This window comes from Amycolatopsis sp. NPDC006125 (assembly GCF_040614195.1).
Lineage (GTDB): Bacteria > Actinomycetota > Actinomycetes > Mycobacteriales > Pseudonocardiaceae > Amycolatopsis_E > Amycolatopsis_E tucumanensis.
Map to the genome: position 1 here is coordinate 1 of NZ_JBEXTZ010000043.1, position 16963 is coordinate 16963.

The window sequence follows — 16963 nt, forward strand, 5'->3', positions numbered from 1 at the left end:
TTCCGATCTCCGCCGAGGCGAAGGCGTGCGTGGCGCCCAGTTCCAGCGCCTTATGGTGCAGTCGCCGGTGCCGCCGCGGGCGCGGCCGGCCGCCGTCCCGGCATGGGCGACTCCGAGCCCGGCCTGCTCACCCACGCCGAGCTGCACGCCGGCGGGTACCACGACGACTACGACGACTACGTCGACGAGCCCCTGAACGACTCCGGTCCCGAGGACGACGCGCCCGAGGAGACCGGGAAGGGGAAGAAGGGCAAGGCGGCCCTGACGCCGAAGCAGCGCAAGAAGCGGCGCTGGAAGATCATCCGGCGCACCCTGTACGCCTTCTTCGGCGTGTTCGTGGTGCTGCCCGCGATCGCGTTCACGATCACCTACTTCCTGGTCGACGTGCCGACGCCGGAGGAGGTCCTGGCCCAGCAGGACCAGGTGGTGACCTACTACTACAGCGACGGCTCCGTCATGGGCAAGGAGATCCCGGACAGCGGCAACCGCCAGATCCTCAAGCCAGGCCAGATCCCGGACACCGTCAAGCACGCCGTGTACGCGGCCGAGGACGCGACGTTCGAGACCAACAACGGCTTCGACGTGATGGGCATCCTCGGCGCGGTCTACAACAACCTGACCGGCGGCTCCGGCGGTGGTTCGACCATCTCGCAGCAGTACATCAAGAAGGCCACCGAGAACGAGGCGCCCACGCTCACCCGCAAGGCGACCGAGCTGGTCAAGTCGTTCAAGATGAACCAGACGCAGTCCAAAGAGGACATCATCACGGCCTACTTGAACATCGTCTACTTCGGACGTGGCGCGTACGGCATCGAGGCGGCGGCGCACGCGTACTTCAACAAGACCTCGGCCGAGCTGACCCAGTCCGAGGCGGCGCTGCTGGCCGGCATGATCCAGGGCCCCGGCAAGTCGGAGAACGCCGAGTACACCACGTGGCGCTGGAACTACGTGATGGACCAGATGCTCAAGTACAACTGGATCACGCAGGCCGACCGCCAGTCCGCCCAGTACCCGACGCCGCTGCCGAAGGACCAGACCAAGCCGCAGGCGATCACCGGCAACAACGCCTTCATCCAGGCGCAGGTGGAGGCCGAACTGGAGGCCGCGGGCTACTCCAAGGAGAAGATCCAGGCCAACGGCTACAACGTCTACACGACGATCGACCCCAACGCGCAGCGGCTGGCCGAGAAGGCCGTCAACGACGTGATGCAGGGGCAGCCCGCGGAGCTGAAGAAGGCGCTGGTCGCGGTCGACCCGAAGACCCGCGGCGTCATCGCCTACTACGGCGGCCCGAACGACAAGACCGACTACATCGACTGGGCCAACACGGCACGCAACCCGGGGTCGTCGTTCAAGACGTTCGACCTGGTCGCGTTCCTGAAGATGGGGAAGGGCCTCGGCGAGACGTTCGACGGCACCACCCACCGCCAGTTCGGCGTGCTGCCCAACGGCAACCCGCGCTACATCAACAACGCGGGTGCGTCCAACAGCTGCTCGAAGGAGTGCACGGTCGCCGAGGCGACGATGCGCTCGACCAACACCGTGTTCTTCGACATGGTCGCCAACGTGACCGGTCCGCAGGCCGTCGCCGAAGCGGCGAAGGAGGCCGGGGTCACCTCGCTGAAGGCCGTCGACAACAACATCGCGCTCGGCGGTGGTTCGACCGCCGCGTCGCCGCTGGACATGGCGTCCGGCTACGCGACGATCGCCGACAACGGCACCTACCTGGACCGGCACTTCGTGCAGAAGGTGACCACGCCGGGCGGCGACATCGTGTACCAGCCGTCGAGCAACCCGAAGCCGGCGTTCGCCGAGGGTGACGCCAACAAGAGCAAGCAGATCGCGGGCAACGTGACCAACGCGCTCAAGCCGGTCATCGAGTTCTCGAAGCTGAGCTGCCCGAGCGGCCACGAGTGCGCCGGCAAGACCGGTACCCAGCAGTACGACGCCAGCGCCGGCAACGGCTCCGGGTCGGAAAAGGACAACTCGCAGGTGTGGATGGTCGGCTACACGCCGTCGGTCTCGGTCGCGTCCTGGGTCGGCAGTGACAAGAACACGCCGCTGCGGGACAAGAACGGCAACGCGGTTTCGTCGACCGGGCTGCCGGCCAAGATGTGGCAGCAGTTCCTGAACGACTACCTCAGGGGCAAGCCCAGCGAGAAGTTCCCGACGGTGTCGCCGATCGGCAAGAGCGCGACCGCCGGCGACGACGCGTCGTCCTCGACGAAGCCGTCGTCCAGCAGGCCGAGCACGACGAACTCCAGCACGCCGTCGTCGCCCCCGCCGTCGACGCCGCCGACCTCGGAGTCCACGGAGCCGTCGACGAGCCGGAGCCGGAACACGCCGACCTTCACGTTCCCCGGCGGCGACGACTTCGGGCCGACGAACACCCGCGACAACGGCTGATCCCCGGCTCACGCCGGAGGCCGTAACATCGCGCGGGTGTCCAGCCCGACCGACGAGACCACCTCGGCCGAACCCGCGCCGGCGTCACTCGACGCCGGTCAGCGGGTCGCGCCGTCCCGGACCGATCCGCTGGTCGCGGCCGCGAGCAGACCGATCGGCGGACCGCTCGGCGAGCACGCGGCCGTCGGGCGGCACTGGTTCTGGACGCCGCAGCGGGTCGGGCTGGCGCTGGCCACGCTGGCGCTGATGCTGTGCTGGTTCGGCAAGGCCAGCTGCATCCAGCAGTACGTCGACGACAACGGGCAGACCCAGCTGGACTGGCGGTCCGGCCGGCCGTACGTCGCGATGTGCTACAGCGACGTCGTGCCGCTGTTCAGCGCCGAGCGGCTGGACCAGCCCGGCACGTTCCCGTACCGGACGAGCTGGATCGACGACGCCGGCACGCCGAACGCGCACGTTCGGTACATGGAGTACCCGGTGCTGACCGGGCTGTTCCAGTGGGCGAACGCGAAGATCACGCAGGCGTGGAAGGCGATCTCCGACACCGGGTGGCTGCCCGGGGCGCTGCCGGTGGCGATCTACTTCAACATCACCGCGTTCTGGCTCGCGCTGGCCTGGCTGGTCACGGTGTGGGCGGTGGGCCGCACCGCGAACCGCAGACCGTGGGACGCGTGCCTGGCGGCGATCTCACCGCTGGTGCTGGTGCACGCGTTCACCAACTTCGACACGCTGGCCACCGCGTTCGCCGCGACCGGGCTGCTGGCATGGGCGCGGCGCAAACCGGCGGTCGCCGGGCTGCTGATCGGGCTCGGCGCGGCCGCGAAGCTGTACCCGTTGTTCCTGCTCGGACCGCTGCTCATCCTGTGCATCCGCGCCGGGAAGCTCCGCCCGTGGGCGGTCACCGCGGGCACCGCGGTCGGGACCTGGCTGGCCGTGAACCTGCCGATCGCGCTCACGCTGAACGCGGGCTGGCAGGAGTTCTTCCGGCTCAACGCGCAACGCGGGATGGACCCGGACTCGATCTACAACGTGATCTCCTACTTCACCGGCTGGGCCGGCTTCGACGGCCCGCTCGCGGCCGGGCAGACGCCGACCTGGCTGAACATCGTCAGCGGCACGCTGTTCCTGGCCTGCTGCGCCGGGATCGCCTACGTCGGGCTGTCCGCGCCGGTGCGGCCGCGGCTGGCGCAGCTGTGCTTCCTGGTGGTGGCCGCGTTCCTGCTGACCAACAAGGTGTGGAGCCCGCAGTACTCGCTGTGGCTGGTGCCGTTCGCGGTGCTGGCGATCCCGCGGTGGCGGCTGCTGCTCGGGTGGATGCTGCTGGACGCGCTGGTGTGGGTGCCGCGGATGTTCTACTACCTCGGCACCGACCACAAGGGACTGCCGCCGGACTGGTTCCTCGGGTTCGTCGCGCTGCGGGACCTGGCCGTGATCGGGCTGTGCGTGCTGGTGCTGCGGGAGATCTACCGCCCGGCCGAGGACCTGGTGCGCGCCGCGGGCGACGACGACCCGGCAGGCGGGGTGCTGGACCGGGCCCGCGACGTGGTGGTGCTGCAGCGACGCCGGGCCCGGCACGCGGTCTGAGATCAGCAGCCCCGCAGCACGCCGGCCAATGCGGACTTCTCGGCCTGGTCGACGGTGAGCCGGTAAGCGGCCTTGGCCTGCACGTACAGCGCGGCGTATTCGCAGCGGTGGCCCCGGGGCAGCCAGTGCGCCGGGTCCTGGCCGTTCCGCTGCTGGTAGCTGCCCTTGCTCACCGCGACGAGGAACCGCTCGTCGTTGCCGAACCGCTCCTTGTCGGCCTTCGACCAGGTGCGCACGCCGGACCGGTTGGCCTCGGCGGTGCCCACCACGTGGTCGACCTCCATGCCCGATTCGACCTTGACGGTCTGCCCGTCGTAGGGCGAGGTCCACTTGCCGGTGATCCGGCAGCTCCCCTTGACCTTCGTCCCGGTGCCCTGCCGCCGCAGGACCCGGTCCCGGACGCTGCAACCCTGCTTCATGTCCGGCGCGGCCTTGAACTGCGCCCAGTCGGAGCTGTAGTACCGCAGCTCGACGTCCTCGGGCGCCACGACCAGCGTGTCCAGCTGCTGCAAGGCGGCCGCGGGGCTGGGTGCGTCGTCCAGCGGCGTCCGCCCCTTGGACGAACACGCGGAAGCCACCAGGCACACACCGACGGCCAACACGATCGGAAACTTCTTCACTTCTTCCCCCTCGATCACGACAGCGGTCGCGATCATGGCAGGGGTCAGCCGAGCTTCTCCCGCAGGTAGGCGATGTCGTCGGCCTGGCCGTCGGCCGGGGTTTCGACCACCACGGGCGCTCCCGCGGCCGCCGCGACGGCTACCAGCGCCTCCGGGTCGATCGTGCCGCCGCCGTGCACCACGTTCGCGTGGCGGTCCCGGCCGGAGGCGAACTCGTCGCGTGAGTTGTTCAGGTGCACCAGGTCGATGCGGCCGGTGATCGCCCGCACCTTGTCGACCACGTCGTCCAGCTCCCAGCCCGCGGCGAACGCGTGGCAGGTGTCCAGGCAGAACCCGGCGCCGAACTCGGCCACCTCGTCCCACAGCCGCGCCAGCACGTCCATCTCCCGCGTCATCGCGCCGTCGCCGCCCGCCGTGTTCTCGATCAGGATCGGCACCGCGAAACCGCCGTCGGCCGCCTGCCGTTCGAACAGCTTGCGCCAGTTCGCCAGGCCCTCGGCCACGTCCTCGCCGCGGCCGACGTGACCGCCGTGCACGATCAGGCCCTTCGCGCCGATCTCCGCCGCGGCGGCCGCGTGCTGGGCGGCCAGCTTGCGCGACGGGATGCGGATCCGGTTGTTCAGGGAGGCCACGTTGACGATGTAGGGGGAGTGGATGAACACCTCCACCCCGGCCGCCTCGATGTCCGCCCGCGGCGGCTGCGCGACGGGCTTCTTCCAGCCCTGCGGGTCGGCCAGGAAGAACTGCACCACGTCGGCCGAGCGTTCCTTCGCGGCGGTCAGCGGGTCGTCGTCACGGACGTGCGCACCGATCTGCATGTGGCCACGCTACCGGCGGAATCGGCTCGGTTCTCGCCAACCTCGCGGACGCTATGAAGTACCGTGAGCGCGGTCCGTGACACCTGAGGGGGACTCATGGGGAAGACCGCGCGCCGTGCCGGGGTGGCCGGGTTCGTGCTGGCGCTGTCGGCCACGCTCGCCGCGCCGGGCGCGTTCGCCGAGGAGGCCGATCCCGCGCTGGCCGGCAGCTGCGCGGCGACCCTGCGGGACGAGCCGGGCGATGCCCTCACCCTCGACGTCGGCGCCCCGCTCGACCAGCCCGGTGTGCTCACCGTCGGCACCGGCAGCGAGTCCGCCCCAACCGGCCCGGACCAGCGCGACCCGCTGCTGGCGCTGCCGGTCGCGGACCTGACGAAGGCGCTGGGTGTCGGGGACGCGCCCGTCGTCGGCGACCTGGCCGCCGAGCAGCTGTGCCCCGGCGTGCAGGGCACGGTGAACACCCTGTCCGCGGCCACGCAGAGCGTGGTCTCCGGCGAGCCGCTCGACCCGCCGTCCGACCCCGCCCCCGGCCGACCCGCGCCCGGTGAACCCGGCGAGCCCGCGCCCGGCGCGCCTCAGCCCGGCCAGGACGTGACCCCGGCGCCCAGCGGCCCGGCCCCGGACGGCGGGATCGTGCCCGCCTCGTTCGTCACCGGCGGCCTGGTGGCCGGGTCCGGGATCGTCCCGCTGACGCCGCCGCTGTCGGCGCTGATCCGGCCCGGCGTCGTCCCGCCCACCGCGCCCGGGCTCGTCCCACCGGCTGGGACGGAGCCGCCGGTGGTCACGCAGAACTCCGGGACCGCCGAGGCGATGCCGTCGGCGACGACGCCGGCCCGGTTACCGCTGATCATCGCGGTGTTCGCGCTCGCGGTCGTGGCCGCCGCTCTGACCCGCGCCTGGGTGCGCCGCGCCTGACGGTCACGTTCCGGCGTGCGGGCGTCACGCACCTGCCCTAGCTTCGTTGGAACCAGTAGCGACGCGCTGGAGGACGAAGATGCAGGGTCGGACACGCAGGACCGCCGCGGTGGGCGCCGCCGCTTTCGCACTGGCCGGATCGGTCTCGCTCGCCCTGCCCGCGACCGCGAGCGCGGAGACGATCAGCGCACAGTGCGGCGACACCGTGACGGCCAAGCCCGGCGACGTCATCAAGACCCCGCTCGGCCTGAAGACCGTCACCGACGGGCTGACCTCGATCGTCGGCGGCCTGCTCGGCGGGCTGTGCCAGATCACCGTCAAGGTCGTGGACACGGTCGTCGAACCGCTGCCGGTCGTCGGCGCGCCGGCGGCGAGCGCGGTCAACGGCGCGGTCGCGGGCACCACCAACGGCCTGACCAGCACGGTCGACCAGACGGGCAAGGCCCTCACCGGGGGTGGTGCGAGCCAGCCGCAGCCGCAGACCCCACCGGGCGGCGGCAACCAGCAGACCCCGCCGGGAGTCACGCCCGGCCGCACCGAGGGCGCCGCGCCGGCCGCGATCCCCGGGTCGACCAGCCCCGTGCTGGCCGGCGATCCGTCGGCCTTCAGCCTCCTGCCGTTCGGCTCGGGCAGCGCGTACGCGCCGATGCGCAACTACGCGGGCCTGCCGTTCGCGGTGTCCGCGTTGTGGGCGCCCTCGCCAGGCCTGCGCTACGGCAGCCAAATCCCGGGTTACGCGCCGCAGTACGGCGCGCTCGGCCAGCCCGCGCAGTCCGGCCAGGCGGTGCAGAACGCGGGCCAGGCCGAGGCGTTGCCGGGCGGTTCGGACCGCGGCGGCAACGTCGCGCTACCAATGCTCATCGCCGTTGTCGCTCTATCGGGTGTCAGTGCCGCACTAGTACGCTCGTGGGTCTTACGCGGAGCTACCGCTTAGTATCCTTTGGGTCCGCTCGTCGTTAATCCCTTCCGGGGACACACGCCTGCGATCACTGGAGGTCCGCGCTCGTGCGCAACACCGGCCTGATGAAGACCACCCGTAGAGCGCTCACCGTCACCGCCGTCGCCGCGGCCATCGCCGGCGGTTCGCTCCTGTCCGCGGGCACCGCGTCGGCGAGCACCGTGCTGTCGCAAGCGTGCACCGGCACCGTGATCGGCGCCCTCAGCGACAGCGTCGCCGTGCAGGGCAAGGACCTCGCGGGCGTGGTCAAGGCAGGCGCGCAGGAGCAGGAGTGGTTCCTGCACCTCAACGGCGTGGACCCGCAGAAGGTCGCGGACACGGTCAGCAAGGCGGGCGCGATCACCGTCGGCCAGATCCCGGCGAACGCGGCCAGCGGCACCATCGCGGGCGACGCGATCGCCACCGCCGTCGCGACCACGCTGAAGAACGCGGGCGACCCGTACGCCGTCGGCCTCGGCATCGGCGCCGACCAGCAGAAGAAGACCCTCGACGCGATCACGAACAAGGTCACGGGCAACTGCGGGCTGACCACCTACGCGAACAACTACTCCCAGCCCGGCCTCCCCTCCTCGCAGCCCGGCACGACCGCACCCGCGCCCGGCACCCCGGCGGCCACGACCGTCCCGGGCATCTCGGGCACCGGATCGGCCACCGCCCCGCCGCGCAACTACGGCAACATCCCGGCCGCCGTGCCCGGGGTGGCCGGCGTCGCGGTGCCGCCGAGCGCGCTCTACCCGTCCTCGGCCACGCTGCCCGACCAGGCGCTGCCGCAGGTCGGCGTGCTGGGCGGCCAGTCCACCTCCGCCGGCGACCAGGCGGACGTGCGCAACGCGGGCAACGCCAGCGCGATCGGCGGCGAGCCGGCCGCGGGCAACGTCCAGCTGCCGATGCTCCTGGCGGTCGTGGCGCTGGCCGGGGTGAGCGCCGCGCTGGTGCGGACCTGGGTGCTGCGCAAACTGTCGTAGCCGCCACGTACACTCGACAACCGGCAAACCCTCCTGCCACGGAAAGCCCGTGGCCGTGAAGCCCACAGGAGGTGAGTGGTTGTGTCGCGCCATTACGAGGTGATGGTCATCCTCGACCCCACGCTCGACGAGCGTAAGGTCGCCCCGACTCTGGACACGTTCCTCAACGTGATCCGCACGTCCGGCGGAAGCGTGGAGAAGGTCGACGTGTGGGGCCGTCGCCGGCTCTCGTACGAGATCAAGAAGCACGCCGAGGGCATCTACGCCGTGCTGGACCTCAACAGCGAGCCCGACGCGGTGAAGGAGCTCGACCGGCAGCTGTCGCTGCAGGAGACCGTGCTCCGCACCAAGGTCGTCCGCAAGCCGGTTCCGCGCAAGGCCGCCAAGGCCGCGGCGAAGGCCTGAGGCGGATAGCCCATGGCTGGAGACACCGTCATCACCGTGGTCGGCAACCTGACGTCCGACCCCGAGCTGCGGTTCACCCCGTCCGGCGCCGCGGTCGCGAACTTCACCGTCGCGTCCACCCCGCGCACCTTCGACCGCCAGTCCGGCGAGTGGAAGGACGGCGAGGCGCTGTTCCTGCGCTGCAACATCTGGCGGCAGGCGGCGGAGAACGTCGCGGAGAGCCTGACGCGCGGTGCCCGCGTCGTCGTGCAGGGCCGCCTCAAGCAGCGGTCGTTCGAAACCAAGGAAGGCGAGAAGCGGACCGTCGTCGAGCTCGAGGTCGACGAGATCGGTCCGTCGCTGCGCTACGCCACCGCCAAGGTGAACAAGGTCAGCCGCGGCAGCGGCGGCGGTGGCGGCGGCTACGGCGGGAACACCGGCGGTGGTGCCCCCGCCGACGACCCGTGGGGTTCCGCACCGCCCGCGGGCGACAGCGGCGGTTTCGCCGACGAGCCCCCCTTCTGACCAACCACTCGTACTGAATTCCCAGGAGCATCACCGTGGCCAAGCCACCCATCCGCAAGCCCAAGAAGAAGGTCTGCGTGTTCTGCAAGGCCGAGCAGAAGGGCCACCCGGAACTCATCGACTACAAGGACACCAACCTGCTGCGGAAGTACATCTCCGACCGCGGCAAGATCCGTGCCCGCCGGGTGACCGGCAACTGCAGCCAGCACCAGCGCGACATCGCCACCGCGGTCAAGAACTCCCGCGAGATGGCGCTGCTGCCCTACACCTCGACCGCGCGCTGAGGAGGGACCACATCATGGCGAAGATCATCCTCACCACTGACGTGGCGAACCTCGGCGGCCCCGGCGACATCGTCGAGGTCAAGGACGGCTACGCGCGCAACTTCCTGCTGCCCCGCGGCTACGCCATCCAGGCCACCAAGGGCGCCGAGAAGAACGTGCAGACCATCCGACGCGCGCAGGAGTCCCGCCGCATCCGCGACCTCGACCACGCTCGTGAGGTCAAGGCCGCGCTGGAGGGTCTCGGCACCGTCGAGCTGACCGCGAAGGCCGCCGCCGGCTCGAAGAAGCTGTTCGGCTCGGTCACCACCGCCGACATCGCGAACGCGATCAAGGCGGCGGGCGGCCCGCTGCTCGACAAGCGCGTCCTGGAGACCGACGGGCACATCAAGACCGTCGGCAAGCACTCGGTGAACGCGCGCCTGCACCCCGACGTGCAGGCCTCGGTCCGCCTCGAGGTGAAGGCAGGCCAGTAGGTCGTCGAACCGGAGAACCGGGCAGGTTTCCGCAGCTCGCGGGACCTGCCCGGTTTTTCCTGTTCGGGCCCGGAACCGGGTGGCCTGCGCTAGCATCCAATCCGGGCGATCAACGCGGACCGGCGAGAACGTAGGGGGTTCCTGGCGATGACCGGTGAGAAGCCGACCGACCGGCTCACGGAGGTGCCGCCGCCGGCACCGATCCAGGTGGGCGGCAACGGCAGTCCTGGCGGGTACCAGTTCTCCCCGGACGAGGTGCGTGGCGTGATCAGCAAGTGGAAAGAGCTGCGCGACGACCTCCAGACGGACCTGGCGAACGCGCAGGCGGTCGCGCGCGTCGCGCCCCCCGGCAAGGAGTTCGCCAGCGGCGACTTCATCAACAAGGCGGCCAAGGCCTCCGGCGAGACCCTCCTGCTCCAGCACCAGCGGATGGTCGACTACGTCCAGAACTACATCGCGGCGCTGGAGAAGGCCGCGGGCATCGTCGAAGAGCAAGAGGCCGAGACGCACCAGTCGGTGGGCCGGTACCGGGAAGTCTGAGCATGATCCGCACGTGCCTGGCGGCCGCCACCGTGGCTGCCGCCGCACTCCTCACCGCCTGCTCGTCGAGCGGTGGCACCGCCGCCGCACCGAGCACGGCCCCGTCGATCGACCCGTCGCTGCGGGTGCCGGCCCCGTTGGCCGCCGACGCGCTGACCGGCAACCCGTGCGCGGGCCTGTCGGACGGTCAGGCGAGCGCCATCGGGCTCGCCACCCCGGGCGAGGTCATCCCGGGCCAGACCGGTTCGCGGTGCCAGTGGCAGTCGGCCGCGCACGACGCCAACAAGATCTTCATCTCGCCGCTCGCGGTGCAGGAGAACGGCCTGACCGGGGTGTACGCCACCAGGGGAGCGTCGAAGTACTTCGAGCCGACGACCATCGCCGGCTACCCGGCCGTGTACGCGGACAACGCCGACCTCCGGCCGAACGGCTCGTGCGCGCTGTGGGTCGGGGTCACCGACCAGCTGGCGGTCGGGGTCACGTCGAGCATCCTCGTCGGGCCCAACGCCACGAATCCTTGTCCCATCGTCGAAGAGGTCGCCGTCGCGATGGTTCAGCACCTGAAGGGGGACGCGTGATGCAGATTCGGCAGCAGGAGGGGTGGAGCCATGGTTGACGACTACACGGTCGGGCGCGTCGCCACGGGCGCGGCCGTCGGCGCGGCGGTCGGATCGGTCGTCCCGGGTGTCGGCACGGCGGTCGGCGCCGGGGTCGGCGCGGTCGTCGGCGGTCTCGTCGGCCTGATGAGCACGCCCGAGGCGGAGCACCACGAGGCCAACATCGCGGGCCGCACCATCGACGCGCGGCAGATCTGGGAGCAGATCAGCCCTGGCAACGCGACCTCGCTGGTCACGGGCGCCAACGCGGCGAACAGCCTGAAGAGCGTGCACGAGGAGCGCGGGCGGCTCATCCAGCAGATCAACGACCTGATGGACAACGCCTGGAAGGGCATGGCCTCCGGTCAGGCGCAGGCCGGCGCGCACCCGCTGGGCATCTGGCTGCAGGACTCGGCCACGAACCTCGGCAAGAGCCACACCTACCTCAACGACCAGGCCGCGGCCTTCGACACCGTGAAGTCCAAGGTGCAGGAGGTGCCGGCGCAGCCGCCGGATGGCAACTTCCTGGACGGCATCAACCCGATGTCGGACGTCGACGAGCAGATCGAGCAGTACAACCAGCGCGGCAAGGCGAACGTCGACGCGTTCAACGCCTACTACCAGGCCAGCATGAACAACGCGGGCGGGATGCCGCAGTACACGGCGTGGCAGGGCAACGTCTTCTCCGGCGGCGGCGTCCCGGGCGGGGTGCCCGGCGGGGTCGGCGGCGCCGGCAACATGCCCAGCGCGTCGGGCATGCCCGGCGACTTCAAGCCGGCCAGCACCGGTGACCTGCCGCAGTTCAACTCGACCAACCCGTCGGCCACCGTGCCGAAGACCCCGACCCCCGCCGGCTTCACGCCGGGCACCGGTTCGGGTGGGTACAACCCGGCCTTCGACGGGACCACGGCGGCGGGCTACACGCCGTCCTCCACCAGCGGGTTCGGTCCCGGTGGCGGCGCCGGAGCCGGCATCGGCGGTGGCGCTGGTGCGGGTGGCGGTGGCGTCGGCGCCTCCGGATTCGGCGCCGGGTTCGGGCCGGGAGCCGGCATCGGCACGGGCGCGACCGCAGGCACGGGCGCCGGGCCCGGCGGCGCGGGCGCCGGTGGTGCGGGCGGGCGATCCGGCCGTGGCGCGGGCCGCGCGGGCATGGCCGGGGCGCCGGGCATGGGCGGACGCGGCGGTCACGGCAACGGCGAGGAAGACGAAGAGCACGAGAACAAGTACATGGTGGGTGACGATCCGAACGAGCTGTTCGGTACCGACGAGCTGACGGCTCCGCCCGTCATCGGCGAATGAGGCCCGGGACCATGCCGGTGAACCGGCCGCTGACGATCACCACCCCGACGCTGCTCAACCTGCTGCAGCGCCGGGGTGCGGAGCCGCACAACACGCTGTCGCCCACCCCGACCTGGTACGACGAGACCGCCCAGCGGATCGTCGACCAGCAGGTCAACGCGGTGCTGACACACCACGGCCTGATGGGGCCGCGGGGCATGGACCGCGAGTTCGCCGCGATGATCGAGTCGATCGCGCGACCCGGTGTGGAGTTCTACGGCTGGTTCGAGGGCTCGTTCCCGGACGACGCGCCGCAGAACTTCGCGGTGCTCGCGGGCAGCGGCCCCGGTGGCGGGTTCGTCCTCGCCCGGCACATCAAGGAAGACGTCGTGGTGATGCGGCCGCAGCGTCCGGACCAGCTGCTCCCGGCGTTCCTGGACCAGATCCCCCGGGTGCCGCCGGGTGGCAGCAGCCCGATCGTGGCGCCGAAGAGCGAGGTCTACGGCGGTGGCCGCCGCTCGTCCGGGGAGGACGTGTCGATCATGCGCGGTGGCGGCCGGACGGTGGCCGACCCTGGCAAGGAGATCAAGCGCATCCTCGAGGCGCCGCGGGTCGCGGCCGGCAGTCTGTACGCCGCCGCCCGCACCCGGGCCGGCACGCGCAAGCGGTGCGACCGCGCGCTGAACTTCATCGACACGGCCGAGGGCCGCTGGCTGATGGAGGAGCGGCCGGGCACCGGCGAGTCGTTGATCGTGCTGACTCCCGGCACCCCGCAAGCGATCGGTGAACGACTACACAACGCGATTCGATCTCTGGGCTGATCGGCCCGCCGGACCCCCACTCGGACGAGTGGGGGGTCTTCTACTGTGCGTAGGCTCATCCACAGGTCGAGGCCTGCACTCGGCCGCGACACGCCGAAGATCGGCTTCCCGGCGACACGCCGAAGTTTTTTCACCGGAGTTCTCCACAGGTTACCCACAGGGTTTGACCTGCGGTTTTCCTGACGGTCCCCGGAGTTGCCCCCAGCTTGTCCACAGGGTGCGGCGTGCCTGTGACTGGTTGACCCCGCTCCTCCACAGGCTGTCCACAGAGCGGTCCCCAAGCAGGTTTGCACTGGTCCGTCCGAGCGATCTACGGTGCCCGCCGGAGTAGTAGCACTGGGTGCCCGCGGGACGCGGTTCCCGCGGGTGCGCCGGTCCCACACTCCGGCCGGGGATCCGGCATAATCGAACTGGTGTTCGCTGTCTGGGAGGTATCCGCGCGGTGGCGCTGACTGACGACCGTGGTCCGGCCTATCCGTCCGATCCCGGGCCCGAGGACCCGGGGCCGCGGTACGGCGAGTTCGACCGTCAGCCGCCGCAGGACATCCCGGCCGAGCAGTCCGTGCTCGGCGGCATGCTGCTGTCCAAGGACGCCATCGCCGACGTCGTCGAGGTGCTCTCGCCCAACGACTTCTACCTGCCCAAGCACCAGGCGGTCTACGACTGCGTCCTCGACCTCTACGCGCGCGGCGAGCCCGCCGACCCGATCACCGTGTCCGCCGAGCTGGAACGCCGTGGCGAACTGGCCCGCGTCGGCGGCGCGCCCTACCTGCACACCCTGATCGCGACCGTGCCGACCGCCGCCAACGCCGGCTACTACGCGCAGATCGTCGCGGAGAAGGCCGTGCTGCGCCGCCTGGTCGAGGCGGGCACGCGGATCGTGCAGTACGGCTACGGCGCGGCGAACGACGGCGGCGACATCGACGAGGTCGTGGACCGCGCGCAGGCCGCGATCTACGACGTCACCGAGCGGCGCACCAGCGAGGACTACGTGGCGCTGGAGGAACTGCTCCAGCCGACCATGGACGAGATCGACGCGATCGCCTCCCGCGGCGGGGTGTCGCAGGGTGTGCCGACCGGCTTCGCCGACCTCGACGAGGTGACCAACGGCCTGCACCCCGGCCAGATGGTCATCGTCGCCGCGCGTCCCGGTGTCGGCAAGTCGACACTGGGCCTGGACTTCGCGCGGTCGTGCTCCATCAAGCACGGCATGACCAGCGTCATCTTCTCCCTGGAGATGAGCCGCATCGAGATCGTCATGCGCATGCTCTCCGCGGAGGCCCGGATCCGGCTCGCCGACATGCGCAGCGGCCGCATGTCCGACGACGACTGGACCCGGCTGGCGCGGCGGATGAGCGAGATCAGCGAGGCGCCGCTGTTCATCGACGACTCCCCGAACATGACGATGATGGAGATCCGCGCCAAGGCGCGGCGGCTCAAGCAGCGCAACGACCTCAAGCTCGTGGTCCTGGACTACATGCAGCTGATGACGTCGGGCAAGCGCGTCGAGTCGCGGCAGCAGGAGGTCTCGGAGTTCTCCCGTCAGCTCAAGCTGCTGGCCAAGGAGCTCGAGGTGCCGGTGATCGCGATCAGCCAGCTGAACCGCGGTCCGGAACAACGCACCGACAAGCGCCCGATGCTGTCCGACCTGCGTGAGTCCGGCTCGCTGGAGCAGGACGCCGACATGGTCATCCTGATCAACCGGCCGGACGCGTGGGAGCGGGACGACCCGCGCGCGGGCGAGGCCGACCTGATCCTGGCGAAGCACCGCGCCGGCCCGACCAGCACGATCGTCGTCGCGCACCAGCTGCACTACAGCCGGTTCGCCGACCTGGCCCAGAGTTGACCGGCCCGGAGCCGGCCAGCACCACGCTCCGGCGCTTCACCGCGCGCGACGGAGCCGAGCTGGCCTACCGGGAGACCGGTTCGGGGCGCCCGTTGGTGCTGATCCACGGCTACTTCTCCACGTCGCAGGTCAACTGGATCAGCTACGGCCACGCCGCGCACCTCGCCGGGCTCGGGTTCCGCGTGATCACCCCGGACCTGCGTGGCCACGGCGAAAGCGCGAAGCCGCACGACCCGGCCGACTACCCGCCGGACGTGCTCGCCGACGACGCGTTCGACCTGGTCGAGCACCTCGGCCTGACCGACTACGACCTGGGCGGCTACTCGCTGGGCGGCCGGACGACCATCCGCATGCTGGTGCGCGGAGCCCGCCCGCGCCGGGCAGTCGTCGCCGGGATGGGCCTGCACGGCATCGAGCACACCAGCGGCGGCAACGCGCACTTCCGCAAGGTCCTCAACGGCCTGGGCACCTTCGAGCGCGGCACCGCGGAGTGGCGGGCGGAGGCGTTCTTCAAGCAGATCGGCGGCGACCGCGACGCGCTGCTGCACGTCCTCGACACCTCGGTCGACACGCCCCGCGCGGACCTGGCGCGCCTCGACACGCCGACGCTGGTCGTCGCCGGCACCGAGGACCCGCACAACAAGACCGCGCCGGACCTCGCGGCAGCCCTGCCGCACGGGCGGTACGTGAGCGTGCCGGGCAACCACCTCAGCGCGGTCGCGCAACCCGAGCTCGGCCACGCGATTGGCGAATTCCTCACCTCATAGGCCGAGCAGCTCGGGCCGGGCCGCGAGCGCGCGCCAGTAGTCGCCGGGCTGCTCGACCAGTCGCCGCCGGGTCAGGTCGAGCAGTCCAGACACGCTCCTCACCTCGGCCACCAGGACGCCGCCCGGGTCGTGGAACTCCTGCGCCACCCGCGAGATCTTGCCGGCGCCCCAGGCGAAGTCCGTGGTCACCGTGATCGTCGCGCGGGCCCGCAGCTCGCGGCGGAACCGGATCGTGGTCTCCAGGTTGACCGGCCCGAGGTCCTTCTCCCGCAGCCGGTCCGGGTCGATCCCGGCCGCCCACAGGCACTCCCACCGGGCGTGGTCGGCGAAGGCGAGGTAGGCCGGGCCGCGGACGTGCCCGTTGAGGTCGAGGTCGTCAGTGCGCACCGCGATCGTCAGCCGGAAGCTCATGGCGACGATCCTGCGGCCAGGCGGACCCCGGCGTCTGGAACGTTTCGGCCAGCCGCCGGCCGCGCACCAGCTCGGCGGGCGAGGAGCCGGTGAGCCGTCGGGTCTCCCGGCCGAGGTGGGACTGGTCGGCGTAACCGTGCTCGGCGGCGGCCGCGGCCAGTGCGGTCGCCGGCGTCAACCCGGCCAGGAAGGCCTGCAACCGCAACACGCGCTGGAGTCGTTTCGGCGACATGCCGACCTCGTGGGTGAACCGGCGGCGCAGCACGCGCTCACTCGTCCCGGTGCTGGTCGCCAGTTCGGGCACCCGGGCCCCGGACAGCAGGGAGACCGCCGCGGACACCACCGGATCCGGCTCCGCCGCACGCCAGCCGACCAGGTCTTCCAGCAACGCAAGCGCTTGCGCCGGGGTGGCGCAGCCGGCGAACCGGTCCTCGCGCACCTCCGGCCACAGCTCCCGCAGCGGCGTCGCGCCCGGCGGCAGGTCCGCGATCGAGGTCCCGAGCAGCGATCCGGCCACACCGCAGCGCAACCGCAGGCCGGCCGACCACGACGAGCGCAGCGGAACACGCAGGGCCGCGTCCCGCGTGACGACCGCCGAGAGCTCGCGCCCGTCCCACACCAGGTCGACGCACCCGTCCGGCAGCACGCGGATGTCCCGGACCCAGCCCGGCCTCCCCGCCCAAGCGGCGGCGACCACCGGCCGCAGGCCCGGGTGTGGTGGGCGAGAGCGGTACACGGAGGGACCCGCGCGGTGGTGCAGTGGGACGCTCAC

The 16963-nt window shown here is 71.2% G+C and carries 19 protein-coding genes; 15 read left to right on the forward strand and 4 right to left on the reverse strand.

What is annotated here, in order from left to right; genetic code table 11:
• The first annotated feature begins 102 nt into the window (after positions 1-102).
• On the forward strand, positions 103-2406 hold the full coding sequence (locus tag ABZ193_RS22230; RefSeq protein WP_354711305.1) for a transglycosylase domain-containing protein: 2304 nt from the start codon (positions 103-105) through the stop codon (positions 2404-2406).
• 36 nt (positions 2407-2442) lie between these two features.
• Positions 2443-3990, forward strand: a complete 1548-nt coding sequence (locus ABZ193_RS22235) for a glycosyltransferase 87 family protein (protein WP_354711306.1) — start codon at positions 2443-2445, stop codon at positions 3988-3990.
• Positions 3991-3992: 2 nt separating this feature from the next.
• Here ABZ193_RS22235 and ABZ193_RS22240 read toward each other — a convergent pair whose 3' ends face one another.
• Positions 3993-4610, reverse strand: coding sequence for an HNH endonuclease (locus ABZ193_RS22240; protein WP_354711307.1), 618 nt, complete (start codon positions 4608-4610; stop codon positions 3993-3995).
• A gap of 44 nt (positions 4611-4654) precedes the next feature.
• Entirely contained in the window at positions 4655-5428 is a 774-nt protein-coding gene (locus tag ABZ193_RS22245; RefSeq protein ID WP_354711308.1) for a deoxyribonuclease IV, read from the reverse strand.
• 96 nt (positions 5429-5524) lie between these two features.
• Here ABZ193_RS22245 and ABZ193_RS22250 point away from each other — a divergent pair, with 96 nt between their 5' ends.
• The 13 genes from ABZ193_RS22250 to ABZ193_RS22310 all read left to right on the forward strand — a co-directional run bounded on the left by ABZ193_RS22250 (position 5525) and on the right by ABZ193_RS22310 (position 15780).
• The gene (locus ABZ193_RS22250) at positions 5525-6343 is read left to right on the forward strand and encodes a hypothetical protein (protein WP_354711309.1); all 819 of its coding nucleotides are present in this window, start codon (positions 5525-5527) and stop codon (positions 6341-6343) included.
• A 109-nt stretch (positions 6344-6452) separates the two neighbouring features.
• On the forward strand, positions 6453-7277 hold the full coding sequence (locus ABZ193_RS22255) for a hypothetical protein (RefSeq protein ID WP_020423404.1): 825 nt from the start codon (positions 6453-6455) through the stop codon (positions 7275-7277).
• A 71-nt stretch (positions 7278-7348) separates the two neighbouring features.
• The gene (locus ABZ193_RS22260; RefSeq protein ID WP_354711310.1) at positions 7349-8266 is read left to right on the forward strand and encodes a hypothetical protein; all 918 of its coding nucleotides are present in this window, start codon (positions 7349-7351) and stop codon (positions 8264-8266) included.
• 81 nt (positions 8267-8347) lie between these two features.
• Positions 8348-8671 carry a 30S ribosomal protein S6 gene (gene rpsF / locus ABZ193_RS22265; protein WP_020423406.1) on the forward strand — a complete coding sequence of 108 codons (324 nt, stop codon included), beginning with the start codon at positions 8348-8350 and terminating at the stop codon, positions 8669-8671.
• Between the two features lie 12 nt (positions 8672-8683).
• Positions 8684-9175 (forward strand): single-stranded DNA-binding protein, encoded by a 492-nt coding sequence (locus tag ABZ193_RS22270; protein ID WP_017985887.1) that lies wholly within the window; start codon positions 8684-8686, stop codon positions 9173-9175.
• Positions 9176-9210: 35 nt separating this feature from the next.
• Positions 9211-9459 (forward strand): 30S ribosomal protein S18, encoded by a 249-nt coding sequence (gene rpsR, locus ABZ193_RS22275; protein ID WP_020423407.1) that lies wholly within the window; start codon positions 9211-9213, stop codon positions 9457-9459.
• A gap of 14 nt (positions 9460-9473) precedes the next feature.
• Complete coding sequence (gene rplI, locus ABZ193_RS22280) at positions 9474-9932, forward strand: 50S ribosomal protein L9 (protein WP_020423408.1); 459 nt, start codon at positions 9474-9476, stop codon at positions 9930-9932.
• A gap of 147 nt (positions 9933-10079) precedes the next feature.
• On the forward strand, positions 10080-10472 hold the full coding sequence (locus tag ABZ193_RS22285) for a hypothetical protein (protein WP_020423409.1): 393 nt from the start codon (positions 10080-10082) through the stop codon (positions 10470-10472).
• 2 nt (positions 10473-10474) lie between these two features.
• Positions 10475-11050 (forward strand): DUF3558 domain-containing protein, encoded by a 576-nt coding sequence (locus ABZ193_RS22290; RefSeq protein ID WP_020423410.1) that lies wholly within the window; start codon positions 10475-10477, stop codon positions 11048-11050.
• Between the two features lie 30 nt (positions 11051-11080).
• The gene (locus tag ABZ193_RS22295; RefSeq protein WP_354711312.1) at positions 11081-12367 is read left to right on the forward strand and encodes a glycine zipper domain-containing protein; all 1287 of its coding nucleotides are present in this window, start codon (positions 11081-11083) and stop codon (positions 12365-12367) included.
• Complete coding sequence (locus tag ABZ193_RS22300; RefSeq protein WP_345069992.1) at positions 12364-13167, forward strand: ESX secretion-associated protein EspG; 804 nt, start codon at positions 12364-12366, stop codon at positions 13165-13167. Before ABZ193_RS22295 ends, ABZ193_RS22300 begins: the two co-directional genes overlap by 4 nt.
• A 442-nt stretch (positions 13168-13609) precedes the next feature.
• Positions 13610-15013, forward strand: a complete 1404-nt coding sequence (gene dnaB / locus ABZ193_RS22305; RefSeq protein ID WP_017985894.1) for a replicative DNA helicase — start codon at positions 13610-13612, stop codon at positions 15011-15013.
• On the forward strand, positions 15010-15780 hold the full coding sequence (locus tag ABZ193_RS22310) for an alpha/beta fold hydrolase (RefSeq protein WP_354711314.1): 771 nt from the start codon (positions 15010-15012) through the stop codon (positions 15778-15780). The genes dnaB and ABZ193_RS22310 overlap by 4 nt, the downstream gene beginning before the upstream one ends.
• Here ABZ193_RS22310 and ABZ193_RS22315 read toward each other — a convergent pair.
• Complete coding sequence (locus ABZ193_RS22315) at positions 15775-16191, reverse strand: acyl-CoA thioesterase (protein ID WP_354711315.1); 417 nt, start codon at positions 16189-16191, stop codon at positions 15775-15777. The two genes, ABZ193_RS22310 and ABZ193_RS22315, sit on opposite strands and share 6 nt — an antisense overlap.
• Positions 16157-16963: a helix-turn-helix domain-containing protein gene (locus tag ABZ193_RS22320; protein WP_354711316.1), complete on the reverse strand. Its 807-nt coding sequence runs from the start codon at positions 16961-16963 to the stop codon at positions 16157-16159. The genes ABZ193_RS22315 and ABZ193_RS22320 overlap by 35 nt, the downstream gene beginning before the upstream one ends.